This window comes from Bifidobacterium gallicum DSM 20093 = LMG 11596, from assembly GCF_000741205.1.
Lineage (GTDB): Bacteria > Actinomycetota > Actinomycetes > Actinomycetales > Bifidobacteriaceae > Bifidobacterium > Bifidobacterium gallicum.
Map to the genome: position 1 here is coordinate 104575 of NZ_JGYW01000002.1, position 14544 is coordinate 119118.

The 14544-nt window shown below is 56.3% G+C and carries 10 protein-coding genes and 1 tRNA gene; 1 reads left to right on the forward strand and 10 read right to left on the reverse strand.

Annotated features, from left to right (window positions below):
* Nucleotides 1-158: 158 nt before the first annotated feature.
* The 10 genes from orn to BGLCM_RS01340 form a co-directional block, all read right to left on the reverse strand.
* Nucleotides 159-818, reverse strand: coding sequence for an oligoribonuclease (gene orn / locus BGLCM_RS01295; RefSeq protein ID WP_006295086.1), 660 nt, complete (start codon nucleotides 816-818; stop codon nucleotides 159-161).
* A gap of 553 nt (nucleotides 819-1371) precedes the next feature.
* On the reverse strand, nucleotides 1372-2913 hold the full coding sequence (gene guaB / locus BGLCM_RS01300; RefSeq protein ID WP_044084464.1) for an IMP dehydrogenase: 1542 nt from the start codon (nucleotides 2911-2913) through the stop codon (nucleotides 1372-1374).
* Nucleotides 2914-3093: 180 nt separating this feature from the next.
* Nucleotides 3094-4251 (reverse strand): MraY family glycosyltransferase, encoded by a 1158-nt coding sequence (locus tag BGLCM_RS01305; RefSeq protein WP_006295088.1) that lies wholly within the window; start codon nucleotides 4249-4251, stop codon nucleotides 3094-3096.
* A 37-nt stretch (nucleotides 4252-4288) separates the two neighbouring features.
* Nucleotides 4289-4924 carry an L-threonylcarbamoyladenylate synthase gene (locus BGLCM_RS01310; RefSeq protein WP_006295089.1) on the reverse strand — a complete coding sequence of 212 codons (636 nt, stop codon included), beginning with the start codon at nucleotides 4922-4924 and terminating at the stop codon, nucleotides 4289-4291.
* Nucleotides 4925-5050: 126 nt separating this feature from the next.
* Nucleotides 5051-6040, reverse strand: a complete 990-nt coding sequence (prmC, locus tag BGLCM_RS01315) for a peptide chain release factor N(5)-glutamine methyltransferase (RefSeq protein ID WP_044084551.1) — start codon at nucleotides 6038-6040, stop codon at nucleotides 5051-5053.
* A gap of 76 nt (nucleotides 6041-6116) precedes the next feature.
* The gene (prfA, locus tag BGLCM_RS01320) at nucleotides 6117-7205 is read right to left on the reverse strand and encodes a peptide chain release factor 1 (protein ID WP_006295091.1); all 1089 of its coding nucleotides are present in this window, start codon (nucleotides 7203-7205) and stop codon (nucleotides 6117-6119) included.
* 743 nt (nucleotides 7206-7948) lie between these two features.
* Nucleotides 7949-8161 carry a 50S ribosomal protein L31 gene (gene rpmE / locus BGLCM_RS01325; RefSeq protein WP_006295093.1) on the reverse strand — a complete coding sequence of 71 codons (213 nt, stop codon included), beginning with the start codon at nucleotides 8159-8161 and terminating at the stop codon, nucleotides 7949-7951.
* A gap of 211 nt (nucleotides 8162-8372) precedes the next feature.
* Entirely contained in the window at nucleotides 8373-10271 is a 1899-nt protein-coding gene (locus BGLCM_RS01330) for a bifunctional aspartate transaminase/aspartate 4-decarboxylase (RefSeq protein WP_202961056.1), read from the reverse strand.
* 313 nt (nucleotides 10272-10584) lie between these two features.
* Nucleotides 10585-10661, reverse strand: a tRNA-Ile gene (locus BGLCM_RS01335).
* Nucleotides 10662-10952: 291 nt separating this feature from the next.
* On the reverse strand, nucleotides 10953-11909 hold the full coding sequence (locus BGLCM_RS01340; protein WP_006295095.1) for a hypothetical protein: 957 nt from the start codon (nucleotides 11907-11909) through the stop codon (nucleotides 10953-10955).
* 1254 nt (nucleotides 11910-13163) lie between these two features.
* Between BGLCM_RS01340 and BGLCM_RS01345 the strand changes: the two genes are divergently transcribed.
* The gene (locus BGLCM_RS01345; protein ID WP_044084466.1) at nucleotides 13164-14495 is read left to right on the forward strand and encodes a NupC/NupG family nucleoside CNT transporter; all 1332 of its coding nucleotides are present in this window, start codon (nucleotides 13164-13166) and stop codon (nucleotides 14493-14495) included.
* Nucleotides 14496-14544 lie beyond the last annotated feature (49 nt).

Genomic DNA, 14544 nt, shown 5'->3' on the forward strand with positions numbered 1-14544 from the left:
CAGAATTTCCTTTCACGATTCATATTGATGGTGTTGCCATTGCTGAAGGTATTGATATTGCCCAATAGTGCCGATGTTGCCGGAAATCGGTGACCGAAATTAGTGCCGGAAACCGGTACTAGAAACCGGTACCGGAAACCGGTGAGATGTAGAGCCGTTCAGGCGTTGCTGTCCTTGTTCAGTAGGCTGGTGCGCTCAATCTGCTCAGCCAACGCCTTGGCCTGTTCAGCATCAGGTCCCGGTTCGGGAGCCATGAACGCCTCACGGTAATAGCGCAATTCATCCAACGATTCAATAATGTCGGCAAGCGCGCGATGGCCACCATTCTTGGCCGGACGGTTCATATACACCTGCGGATACCAGCGGCGTGCGAGTTCTTTAAGCGTGCTCACGTCGACCACGCGGTAGTGCAGATGCTCCATGAGGCCAGGCATATAGCGGTCCAGGAACTTCTTGTCGGAACCGATCGAGTTTCCAGCCAGCAACGGCTTGACCCCTTCAGGCGTGAACTTCTTGACATAGTCAATGACCGCCAATTCGGCTTCCTTGACGTCCATGCCCGTTTCCCATTCGGTAATCAGTCCCGAACGCGTATGCATGGCACGCACAAAATCATTCATGTGATCCACGGCATCCTTGCTTGGCTTGATCACGAAATCAATGCCCTCATCGAGCACATTGAGTTCAAAATCCGTGGGCACCACCGAGACTTCACACAGCTCATCATGGAAAATATCAAGCCCGGTCATCTCGCAGTCAATCCAAATCAACCTCGACTGTTGTGCCGAATACGTCAAATCATCATGTGCGTCGACCATGCCAACCACTCTTCCTTGTTGTAAACACACTCGTCAATTCCTCATTGCCCCACCCTACTCCCCTCACCCAACCCGTCTTCCCGCACGTAAGCTAGTTGCGTTACGTGCGGGAAGGGTAGCAAGGAACAACAGCACCTCACTCAGTTCCTAAGTTCCCGTACAGCCGCACTCGCCTTCCCGCACGTAAGCCAGTTGCGTTACGTGCGGGATAAGCAGGACGGAAAGCATGGTCGTCATAGTTATCGGGCCCTATCCACCTCTCCTCACCTTCCGCACCGCTCCCCGCACGTAACGCAACTGGCTTACGTGCGGGATACGTAGGAACGTTGGGCACGATTATTATGCCTATCCCGCGCCCGTAACCACACCTGCGCCAGCAGCACCCCCCTCTTTCCCGCACGTAACGCAATTGCGTTACGTGCGGGAAAGAGGGGGGGTGAGGGAGCACGAGGGCAACGGCGACAACTCTAGAAATAGCAACTCCAGAAATATGAAAAGGCCCAAACCGTTTCAGGTTCGGGCCTTACGGAGTTGCTCGCTGGGGAGCGGAACGTCAGCGCGTCGAGTAGTTCGGGGCTTCTGCCGTCATGACGATGTCGTGCGGATGAGACTCACGCAGGCCGGCATCGGTGATGCGGATGAAACGGCCCTTCTCGCTCATCTCAGCGATGTTGTGGGCACCAATGTAGAACATCGACTGGTGCAAGCCGCCAATCATCTGATAGAGCACAGCGTTGAGCGGTCCGCGGTATGGCACTTCGCCTTCCACGCCTTCAGGCACGACCTTGTCGGACGAGGTGACATCAGCTTGGAAGTAACGGTCCTTCGAGTAGCTCTTCTTGCCGCGCGGAGCCATGGCGCCGAGCGAACCCATGCCACGATACAGCTTGTACTGCTTGCCGTGCAGCAGCACCTTCTCACCTGGGGCTTCCTCGCAGCCGGCGAGCGTGCCGCCGAGCATGACTGAGGACGCGCCGGCAACGAGGGCCTTGGCGATGTCGCCCGAGTAGTGGATGCCACCGTCAGCGATGCATGGAACGCCAGCGGCACGGCAGGCCTGTGCGGCTTCATACACTGCCGTCAGCTGGGGCACGCCAACACCGGCCACCACGCGCGTGGTGCAAATCGAGCCTGGGCCCACACCAACCTTGACAGCGTCCACGCCGGCATCGATCATGGCTTGCGCGCCTTGACGCGTGGCGATGTTGCCACCAATCACGTCAACGTTCTTGAATGCCGAATCGGCCTTAATACGGCGGATCATGTCGAGGGCCAGCTTGGCCTCACCATTGGCCGTGTCCACCACGAGCACGTCCACGCCGGCTTCCAGCAAGGAAGAGGCACGCTGCCATGCGTCGCCAAGGAAGCCGATGCCGGCGGCGACACGCAGACGGCCCTGCTCATCCTTGGTGGCGTCCGGGTACTGCTCGGTCTTAACGAAGTCCTTGACCGTGATCAGACCTGTGAGCTTGCCGGATTCATCAACCAGCGGCAGCTTCTCGACCTTATGCTTGGCGAGCAGATCATGCGCGTCTTCCTTGGAGATGTTGGAAGGGCCCGTAATCAGGTTGTCGCGCGTCATAATGTCGCGCACACGCAGGTGGTCGTAATCTTCAGAAGCGATGAAACGCATGTCACGGTTCGTGATGATGCCGACGAGCTTGCCTTCGTTGTCGACCACAGGCAGCCCCGAGATATGGAACTTGCCACACAGCTTGTCAAGATCAGCCAACGTCACGTCGGGGCTCACGGTCAGCGGGTTCGTGATCATGCCGGATTCAGAACGCTTCACCACGTCGACCTGCGCGGCCTGGTCATCGATGGAAAGGTTACGGTGCAACACGCCGATGCCGCCGTTACGAGCCATGGCAATAGCCATCTCAGCTTCAGTGACGGTATCCATTGCAGCGGAAATGGTGGGCACCTTCATCGTGATGTTACGCGTCAGATGCGTGGTGGTGTCCACTTCGGACGGAATCACATCGGTTTCGTTCGGCAGCAGCAGCACATCATCATAGGCAAGGCCCAGCTGCGCGAAGATAGGGGGAAGAGGAGCGTACGAGTTATCGGGATTCATACCAGGATTTGTAGCCATAACAGTAATATATGAATCCGCCGTGACGAACCCCCCTGACTATCTCAGAAACGCCGGCAGCCATCTCACGTTACAGTCCCAGTCGTCCCACTTACTGAACATCGCCACTCGACTGCCGGGGCGCCCCTCATTCCCGCACACCGCCCTTCCTTTTATATTTATTTCCGCAGCCGTGCCCTATCACTTGCGCCGACGCATATGCTGCGCCACGGCCGTAATCGTGGCCTTGTCGGCGTCATCAAAATCACCTTCGTTCCAACGGCGCCGGAAGTACGGATACAACGTGGCAATCGTGAGCAACGTTCCCGCCACCACGAAACCGATGAGCACGTTGACAGGCGGATAAAACAGCAATAGCACGGAACAGAACGCAATCAGCGCGGCCCAACCCCATAAAATCAGCACAGCCCCCTGCACACTGTGCCCGATACGCAACATGCGGTGATGCAAATGCATGCGGTCGGGATGCATCGGCGACTGGCCCTTCGAAAGCCGGCGCGTGATTGCCAAAATCATGTCGAGCACCGGCAAAAACAGCACCAGAATCGGCAGCAGAATCGGCATGAACGCAGGCAAGTAAATGGAAGCATGCACGGAAGCAGGATCAATGCGACCGGTCATCACAATGGATGCGCACGTGATGAGGTAGCCGAGCAGCATCGAACCCGAGTCTCCCATAAACAGTTTGGCCGGATGCCAGTTGTGCAGCAGAAAACCGCAGCAGATACCGACCATGGCAATGTCGATGAGCGTGGCCAGCGACGCGTATGACGGGGACGTACGCGCCAATATATATGAGTAAATGCCGAACGCGATACCGCCAATAGCCACGATGCCTGCGGCGAGGCCATCCAGACCGTCCACAAAGTTGACGGCGTTGATCGACACCACAATCAACAATGCCGTGATGGCGATGGACAACGTTGGCGAGGCCGTGATCAGCGTGCCCAACGGCAACGTGATGATTTGCAAACCGCCCCATGCCACAAAAACTGCGATCAGAAGTTGTCCGGCGAGCTTGAGCATCCAGTCCAGATCCCACACGTCATCAGCCACGCCTAGCAGACAGATCAGCACGCCGCCAGCCAACACCACCCATGCTTGCGCATTGGCATGGAACACCGATTTAAGGAATGGGATGTGGGATGCGAACAACATCGACACCACGTAACCGCAGAGCATGGCGACGCCGCCCATGCGGGGCGTCGGAATCGTGTGCACATCCCTTTTGCGTACTTGGCCCACAGCACCCAGCCGAATGGCCAGATGCCTGATGAGCGGTGTGAACAAATAGGTGGCACACGCGGCTACGGCCGCAATGAACAGATAGATTCGCACATCTTGAGTGTAGCGCTGAGCCTATGCAGCAGCCGGCTCACCGCAACGCGGCGCGCACACTCGCCTCGTCAAGGCGCCCTTCACGGATGATCCGGATGCCATCCGCGTCGTTTGGATCGGCTTCAACCACCGTACTGGCCACATGGCTGACCGTAGGACCGCCATCTACATACAAGTCCACCTCGTCACCAAATGCCGCAACCGCTTCTTGCACGCTGTGCGCGCTTTGCTGGCCTGATTTGTTGGCACTCGAACATGCCAAGGGACCCGTGACACGCAATATGGCGCGGCATGCGTCACTGTCCGGCACACGCACCCCTTGCGTCAGCACACCGTCTGATGTTTGTTTGAGTGTTTTGAGGCCGCGATCGTGCACCATCACAGCAATCGGCGAGAAAGCACCAGGCAAGAAGCGCTCACCCAAGCGGTCCAGCGGAGTCGGCAATGCCAAGCCAAGCTCGTCAAGAGCCTGCACATCAGCCATTAGGATTTGCAAGGATTTCGTTGCTGGCCGCTGCTTGACAGCAAAAATGCGTGCGATGGCCTGTTCGTCATGCGGGTTGCATGCCACGCCATACACGGTATCCGTCGGAACCACGACTATGCCGCCGCGGCTGACCACATCAGCCACCAGCGTCAAGGATTCTTCATTGATTGGCAGTATCTGCACCATCACGTTCTCCTTGTATCAGCACTTTGTATGAGCACGTGTCTCAACACTTGCCATTGCGCCGACATCCAACTCGTCCAATTCGTCCAACTCGTATTATCGTGTCCCTTGAGCCATCAACCAGGGCTACTACTTTGGTTTGATCGCCGTGAGGAACCGTGGACGTCCTGTCAAATCCTCATGTGTGGCGGCTTGACTAAACCCGATCGCCGTCGCAAACGCCCGTGTGCGCACAGGTTGTGAGATGTCGTGTTCCATGACGAGCAAACCGCCTGGTTTCAGCAATGCCCACGCGCGTGAGATGATGCGTTCAGGAATCATCATGCCATCCGCAGAACCGCCATACAATGCCATATCAGGGTCGTACTCGCGCACTTCGGTCTGCTCAGGCACATCATGTTCAGGAATATACGGCGGATTGGAAATAACTACATCCACAGTGCCATCCAAATCAGCCAATGTCAGCTCACAGGTGGCATCCGCGCGCATCAGGCGATAGCGCGAAGCCAGGTCCGGCATTGTTGCGCCAACCCGGTCAAGGTTGCGGCGCGTCCATGATGCGGCCGTCGCGTCCATCTCCACTGCCCATACGCAGCTATCGGGCACTTCCGTAGCCACAGACAATCCGATAGCCCCACTTCCCGCGCACAAATCGACCACACGCGGCGATTTCATGCCATGCTGATCCATCCAGTCCAACGCCGCCTGCACCACGCTTTCCGTTTCAGGACGCGGGACGAACACACCGGGACCGACCAGCAGATCAAGATACCGAAACGGCGCATGTCCCGTAATGTGCTGCAGCGGCTCCCTGGCTTCACGCCTTGCCAGCATCGCGGTGAATTGTGCGGCTGCGTCGGGCTCGTGGGGTGTTGAGCAATCAGTATTGAATGCCGCAGCAGTGTTGTCTGATGAAACCGTAACGTTGCGCTGGGACTGAAGCTGCGCCAACGTGCGCCCCATAAGCCGCGCCATGTCCACGTCAGAAAGCGACACTTGGGCAGCATGAGCAAGCAACAGCTTGGCGTCGTTGAACGGCGTGTCAATACCGGCCGCCTGCAGACGAGCCTCAGCATTGTCAAGCAGCTCAGCCACGGATGAGTCAACTGTGAACCGCATGGCGGAATCGAATGCCGGCGAGAGACCGGTCGCACATGCAGGCATAACAGATACTGTCACCACAGCCTCCTCACGCTTACTGCTGACGGGCGAGACGATCAGCCTCATCAGCCTGCACATCGCTGTCAATCACAGCCTGCAGATCACCATCGAGCACAGCGTCGAGATTGTAAGCCTTGTAATTCGTACGATGATCAACAATACGATTTTCCGGGAAGTTGTAGGTGCGGATACGTTCGGAACGGTCGAGCGAACGCACCTGGGAATGACGCATGTCAGCGGCCTCAGCGGCCTCCTGCTCATGCTTCATCGCAAGCAAACGGCTCTTGAGCACGCGCAACGCGGCCGCACGGTTCTGAATCTGCGACTTCTCATCCTGCATACTGACCACAATGCCCGTCGGAATATGCGTCATACGCACAGCCGAATAGGTTGTGTTCACCGACTGTCCACCCGGACCGGAAGACATGAAAATATCAATCTTGAGATCTTTCGGATCAATCTCGATCTCATCATCGTCTTCATCGGCTTCCGGAAACACGATGACGCCAGCGGCCGAAGTCTGGATGCGACCCTGCGACTCGGTGACGGGGATGCGCTGCACGCGGTGCACGCCGCCCTCATACTTCAAACTTGCCCACACGCCATCTTCAGGCGCAACCGTACCCTTGGCACGGATGGCGAGTTGCACATCCTTGACTCCGCCAAGTTCCGTGGAATTCTCACTCTGGATAGTCACGCTCCAGCCGCGCTTTTCCGCGTAACGCGTGTACATGCGCAACAAATCCCCGGCAAACAGTGCGGCTTCCTCGCCACCAGTACCAGCCTTGATTTCCATAATCATGTCACGGGCATCGTCAGGGTCGCGCGGAATCAACGCCGTACGCAACGCTTCGGCAGCGTCATCAAGCTGCGTTTCCAAACGCTTAGCTTCCTCAGCGAAATCAGGATCCTCAGCCGCCATCTCACGCGCCGCTTCAAGATCGTCAATCATGCTGCGGTAACGCTGATAGGGACCCACGATACCGGCAAGCTCGGCATGACGACGCCCCAACTTGCGCATGGCGTTCGGGTCGGAAGCCACATCCGGCTGTGCCATGCGCTGCTCGATGTTCCGATATTCTTCCAACGCCGTCTGGGCCGCAGGAAACTGTTCGTCTGCCACTGCTTCGTCCTACTCTAACTGTCTCTTACTGTTGTACTGCTCACGCCTGTTGCGGTCGAATCCGGACGCACCGCGCCCGACCCGTCATTCTACCGCCGCATCCCTACACCCCACCGGCCTACACCCTCCTCCTACCGCTTCCTCACCTCACCTTCCTCACCTCGCCTTCCTTCCCGCACGTAAGGCAGTTGCGTTACGTGCGGGAAGAAACAGCAGTCCCCCCACTACTCCCGCACGTAAGCCAGTTACGTTACGTGCATGGAGCACGACAAGCCAAGGGCAATAATCAAAATTCCGGCCATCCTACGCAAACACCGATGCCCACCTCGCGCCGCATCCCCTTCCTCTTTCCCGCACGTAAGGCAGTTACATTACGTGCGGGGAAAGAAAGTATCGTCACTCTCCCCTCGCCGCACGTAAGCCAGTTACCTTACGTGCGGAAACCAAGACGAATGGAAGATCAAAACCCGACCATCCTACGTAAACTTCCGCGACCACCTCCGCCCCACTGCTCCTTCCCGCACGTAAGGCAGTTGCGTTACGTGCGGGAAGAAGAGAATGGGAATCATTATCAAAAACAATCAAAGTCAATCAAGGACCAGCAGAAACCAGCAAGAGCCAGCAGGAACATTGATATGGCAGCAATTACAACGACGCTGTCTGCCCCACTCCAGCATAAAAAACAGGCGCCGACCTCTTAAGGTCGACGCCTGTCCAGCAATATGCTTACGCGAGACTTACGCTCACTTGGCCTTCTTGCCGTAACGCTTCTCGAAACGAGCCACGCGGCCGCCGGTGTCAAGAATCTTCTGCTTGCCGGTGTAGAACGGGTGGCACTTGGAGCACACGTCCACAGTCATATGGTCCTTGGAGGACGTGGAACGGGTGACGAATGTGTTGCCGCACGAGCAGGTGACCTGCACGGGCTGATAGTTAGGATGGATATCCTGCTTCATGGTTTGTCTCCTAAAGATACAGGCGACCCGGGTCGCCTCGCCCCAATGGCGGACGTGAACCGGACCTCAAGGAGTATACCGTACGCAGCAGACAGCGCGAGTCTTCAACTTCCGCCATCGCCGCGCACGTGCGCTCCACTGGATTCAACAGAACAGCGCCACCGTTATTCCCGATCGGACACGCTGGTGCAACTTCAGTTTGCGTCTCGTATTATTGATTTCCGCCTGATGCGACACTGGCTTTCCACACCGCCGCATACTCATCCATCATGGCTGTCAAATGGGTGCCAATCGTTTCATAGTCATCGATGTAGAGGTTGGCAAGCGACACGCGCACACTCCACTCCGGAGCGTCGAAGCCGCCGCCGTCCATCAACACAATGCCCGTGTCTTGGGCCAAACGCACCACAAAATCCAGCGGGTCGTAATGCTGCTGCAGCCACTGCGCAAAATCCTCACCCACACGTTGACGCGCCCACAAGCCCAGGTCGATCACAGCATAATAGCCGGCACGCAGGGGATCAGGGTCCGGTTTGATGTCCATGCTCTCCCATAGTGCGTCATAACGATCAGTGATGAGCTGCTGCATCTTGGTCTGATACACACCATGCGTATCAAGCAATGACGAAAGCGCAAACAAGCTCATCTGCACCTGTTGCGGAGTGCTCAAGCCCGCAGTGCCGTTGAGGGCCACCAAGCGCGAATCGGCAACCATGCGGTCACAGAACTTGATTGCTGAAACATCGGGGCCCAGCGACGAGTAACGGGCAGCCAGCACTGATTTCTTGTCTTCAGGTAGTGCAGCGATCAATTCGTCGAACACATTGCGCGGAGCCGTGGCTGTTACAGCCAAACGCCAGCCCGTGGCACCAAAGTATTTGGAGAAGGAATACAGACTGATTGTGTTATAAGGCAAATCATGCAGAATCGAGTGGTATCCCGGCACAAAAGTGCCATACACATCATCAGTGATGATCATGAGGTTTGGATTGATGTTGTGCACAATGTTAATGAGCTTGGCACGGTCATCCTCACACATCGCATAGGACGGCGGATTGGACGGATTGACCAGGCACAGCAGCTTGACCTTGGGATCAGCGAGTTTCTCAAGCTCCTCATCAGGATACTGCCATGTATGGGTACCATCGCCGTCCGTGGTGGAAGCGTTAACATTGATGACATTGAGCCCATAATCATCGAGATGCGGAATCTCCAAGTATGGCGTGAAAATCGGTGTCATCAGCGCCATCGTGTCACCAGGCTGAATCAGGAAGTTCGACTTGAGGCAGTAGAAGATGTAGCACATGGCAGCCGTGCCGCCTTCAGTAGCGAACAGGTCGAACGGACCATACGGCGCGTCCGGTTCCCTGCCGCCGCACAGTTGCGTCGACAAATAATCGTTCACAATGCGCTGCGTGTAATCCAAAATGCGTTCCGGCATCGGATACAAGCAGCCGGTAATGCCTTCAGTCCATTCATGCACGAGCGCGTCGGCATCCCATCCTCGCCCATGTGCGTATTGCAGGCACGACTCCAAGAACCGTGCCGCGCGTTGCGTCTCATCATTGAGATTGTTCTCATGCTCGCTGCCGCCCGTATGGGCCGCGTGATGGTGCAAAAACATGCGGAAACGTTCTGCGCAACCGCGTTGGCTCGGCATGCCGCCCAACGAAATGCCCGGTTCGTTCAACGTGCTGCGCGACTCGGTCATTGCAAACAATCCCAACAAGAAAAACGCTTCACGTGGCAACGTCGCCACCCAGTTTGGATTACCGCGGCCAGCGTTGAGCAACGCGTGCGTAGTACCCTCGTCACCTTTACGAGCAAATTGCATCAACAAATTTTTCCGCTCGAACGGTGACATCTTTCCTATGGACTGTTCATATGAACGCTCACCATTGCGCTCAATTTGCAGTTCCTGTGGGTTCAATATCATCGGCTGCGACATGTTTGCGGCTGCCGGCGCGACAACCGGCATCGTTGCCGATTCAGTTGCATTGCCCTGTGCCGGGAGCGTCGGCTGCGCCGTCTGATCTGACGTTGTGCCCTGTGCTGCGTTCGATGGAGCGGATGGAGTGGATGGAGCGGTGGTTGATGGTTGAGTAGCCATGAGTCCCCCTCAGTAACACATATCTCGACTATTTTCAATATCCGCGCTTATTGTCGATATGCAAACTGGAGGTTCGCTGGAATCCACGCTCTCGGTGAATTTGCAGCCGTCTGAAACTCTCTGCCACCCTCCCGCTTTTACAGATTCCAATCGCACGCATCTCCTGTAGGCATGCTTCAACACCCACTGCGCCGCCTCGCAGCCTCGCCACCGCGACGCCCTTTTTCAGACAACCGCCCCAACCATCCGCACGCCGCACACAACGCACTATCGCGTCTCGCTCCAGCGAGTACCCGGCGATAGTGCTAATTAATGGTGGGACGGCAGGGGCTTGAACCCTGGACCGGCGGATTATGAGTCCGATGCTCTAACCGACTGAGCTACCGTCCCGTCTGTGCCGCATTCATAGTTGTGTTCATTGAGATCAAGTCATTACCCGGCTCAACACTCACGGACATTCGATACAGCTTGGCCACTGTATCAGGTTTGGGCGACGTGCTTCAATAACGGCACTTCCACTGAGGCCGGTATATGGGCGGCACACAGCCGGCATGCGGCTCACGTGCGGTGGGCATGCGAGAGACACGCCGCTGTGTTGACTTTGGTTCGCGCATCCTTCTCAGCACTCTGCCTGCGGTCGCATTCCCCCATGAAGCAACGGCCAGTTAAGGAGCGTCCCGATTAAGCGCGGATTAGTCCTGGTTCACCTGATGGTGCGTCCTGCACACAATCATGGTACGCAGATTGGTGCTCGCGCTGCTTATTGGCTTCGTCTTTCTTCGCTTCCTCCTGTTTCTTTCTGGCTTCCTCCTGCTTTCTGGCCTGTTCTTCTTTTTGCTGTACCTCTTGCTGGGCGCGCCGTTGCGCTTCCTGCTCCTCCTGCAGCAACTTTTCGTCGCGCGAACTCGACACGGCACTTTCAGCCTCATCAAGATCGGTCTTCATGGCCGTGAGCTGGGCAAGGTCATCATCATTTTTGACGGCGTCGGCTTGCATGATCAACTGTTCAAGCTTGTTCCACAGGTTTTGGTCAGTCACATGCCCTTGCGCTAGCGCCAGTGTCGTCCTCGCCTTTTGCACCGACTGTGTGAGCGCATCTTGCGCATCCACAACGAGCATGGATTCGTTCGATGCTTTGACTTGCTGCACGCCATCCTGGAGACGCTTCAGTTGCGTCTCATACCATTTGGTTTGCGTGGACAAATCATCAGTCCGTTTTTCCATCGCGTCAATCGACGTGGCGTTGCAGCTGGCCAACGTGGGCTCTTCAACCTTCATCAATTTCGACAGGTTTGTGACCGTTTGCGCGTCTTGCACGTCATGGTCGGTCAGCACTGCCGCTTGAGCTGCGTCACCCGACAAATATTCTGAATATTTCTGTTGTTGCTTCTTGGCTTTCTCAAGCTGACTTGTGCACGTCTGACGTGCTGTCTCAAGGTGTTGCTCCGCATTGGAATGCACAATTGCCGCAATACCGAATGCGATGCCCACCACAGCCAGAAATGAGAGTGTACCAATAATGATCCACTTGAAATAGTTGCCGTCGAACGCTTCGTTGTTCTTATGGTTATTACGCGTCTGGCGCGTAGCCATGGCGCGCACATCATCGGGATTGATGATTTCAGTTTCACCAGCCACTGCAGCGGGTGTGCCCGGCGTTGAGAACTCATCACCAGGCAACGGTGCGGATTGTTGATCAGGAGGCACTAGCGGGGTGGCGAACGATATCGTTGACGGCCCATCATCAACGCTGGGAGCTATGGATGCCACGGCAGAGGGAGATGCCGGTGCGTCTAAAACCGATTGCGCAGGCTGAACCGTCGAAGCCTCGGCTGCTGGAACTGACGGCGCTGCTGGAACTGACGGAGCTGCTGGCGCTGTAGCCGAGGATGCCCCAGCTACAGGAGGAACGGTCATTGGACCCGGAACAATTGGCACTGGGATCCCTACGGATTCAGGCAGCTCAGGGCTTGGTTGCTGGCGCCTTGCAGAGGCGACAGTTGTTGGGATATCGACAGCCGACGGGGCTGGCGCTGTAGGCACCGTAGGAGCAGGGGCAGGCGTCGGCGCAGGAGCGCCCGGCCGTTGAACCACAGGTGGTTGAACCACAGGTGAATGGGCCACAGGAGGCTGGGCGGATGCGGATGCCGGAGCGTTGTGCAACGGCTCAGCCACTGGACTGTGGTCTCGTGCCGCAGGGTTCAACGGTTGCGCGATTGGCGCTGTGAACGCTTGTTGCGCACCACCCACAAATGGCGAACTCTGAGTGGACCATGCACTGTCAAGATCAACATCCAGCGCAGCGCCAGTACGGGGAGCATCCACTTGGGTATCCTCGGGCGCAGGCCATTGCGGCGATGCCGCTTGCCCACTATTGGCAGGGCCATTATCTGAAGCACGGTCAGTCTGGTAACCAGGGCCTTGTTCTTCCAAGGATCCATCCTCACTTCACAGGTCGTCACTGATTGAATGGTCATCGAACTGTATGCATGCTACCGTCAAGAGAATATCGATGCCATTGTCATGGTATTCCCAGTCTAATCGTTTATGGATATAACTGTTCACCCAAGTCCAGCGACGTCGCTGTATTCTCAAGAAACCCAATGCTAAAACGTTTTATTATAGCTCATTCCTGACGGGGGCGTGTCATCTTGTGCGGTGAACGCAAACCGGCCAAGACTACTAGCCTGATAGTGAAACAGGATGTGAAGGAATTGTGTAGTTCAGTTTCCCCACCTCCTGATTAGAGAAACAGAATGGAAATCCTCCTGCATCGGCAGGGTCGTGGCGATGATCGCAAGGTTGCAATCAACCGATTGCCACCGCCTTTACCGCAGGGTGGAAACTGCAGCGATGTCGCTGCACAGCATATCAAGAGGAAAGAAGGTTCCCATGTACCTCGTGGTCAATATCGTGGGCCTGCTCATATTCTTGGGGTTGGGTTGGGTGTTCTCGCACAACCGCAAGGAAATCGACTGGAAATCCGTCGGATGCATGGTGTTGCTCAATCTTGTGATTGCTTGGTTGCTCACCAGCTTTACCTGGGGACGCGCTGCCGTCCACGCCTTGGCGCAAGGCTTCACCTGGATTGTCAACGTCTCGTATCAGGGTATCAATTTCGCCATCGCCAACTGGGTTGGAGCCAATGGTGCCGACCCGGCCCCGGTGAACTTCATCACGAGCGCACTGCTGCCAATCCTGCTGATTGTCCCAATGTTCGACATCCTGACCTACATCGGATTCTTGCCTTGGTTGATTAAGTGGATTGGCCGCGGTTTGAGCTTCATTACGCGCCGCCCCAAGTTCGAAGCGTTCTTCGCTGTGGAAATGATGTTCCTGGGCAACACCGAAGCCTTGGCTATCTCGCAAATCCAGCTCAAGAAGATGAAAGCCGGCCGTGATTTGACGCTGGCCATGATGTCGATGAGCTGCATCACCGCCGCCATTGTTGGCGCATACGTACAGATGGTACCTGGTGAATTCGTCATTACCGCAATTCCTCTGAACTGCATTAACGCGTTGATTGTGGCCCATATGCTTTACCCTGTCACCGTCACGCCGGAAGAAGACAAGATTTACACGATTGCCGATTCCGCCGACGAAACCCCTGTGGAGGATGGCACTGCTGTGCAGCAGGCTGAATTGTCTACTGAAGTCAAGGAATACCAGGCGCTGCCTTGGTACAAGAAGATCATCACGCACGATCCGTCCAAGCCCAAGAAGGAACCATTCTTCTCGTTCCTGGGCGATTCGATCCTCACCTCGGGTCGTCTGATCCTGATCATTACGGCCAACGTCATCGCGTTCGTTGCGCTTGCCGGTCTGATTGACAAGGTGCTTGGCCTGATTTGGGACAAGTTGACGCTGGAAGCCATCCTTGGCGTGTTCATGTACATTCCGGCTTGGCTCATGGGCCTCGATCCCGGTACCGCATGGGATTTCTCGCAGCTGATGGGTCTCAAGCTCGTCACCAACGAATTCGTGGTCATGGGTCGCGTCACTGGAGATATCGCCAACTACGCCCCGCACTACAAGGCTGTGCTCACGGTGTTCCTGACTTCGTTCGCGAACATCTCCACGTTGGGCATGATCATCGGTACGTTCAAGGGCATGGTCAGCAAGGAGAAGAACGATCTGATCTCCAAGCAGGTTGGACGTATCCTGCTCTCGGGTGTCCTCGTCTCGCTGCTCTCCGCCGCCATGGTCGGCCTGTTCGTCTGGTGATCACAGATCACTTGATCACCTAGCGCATAGCGCCATATCACTATCAATG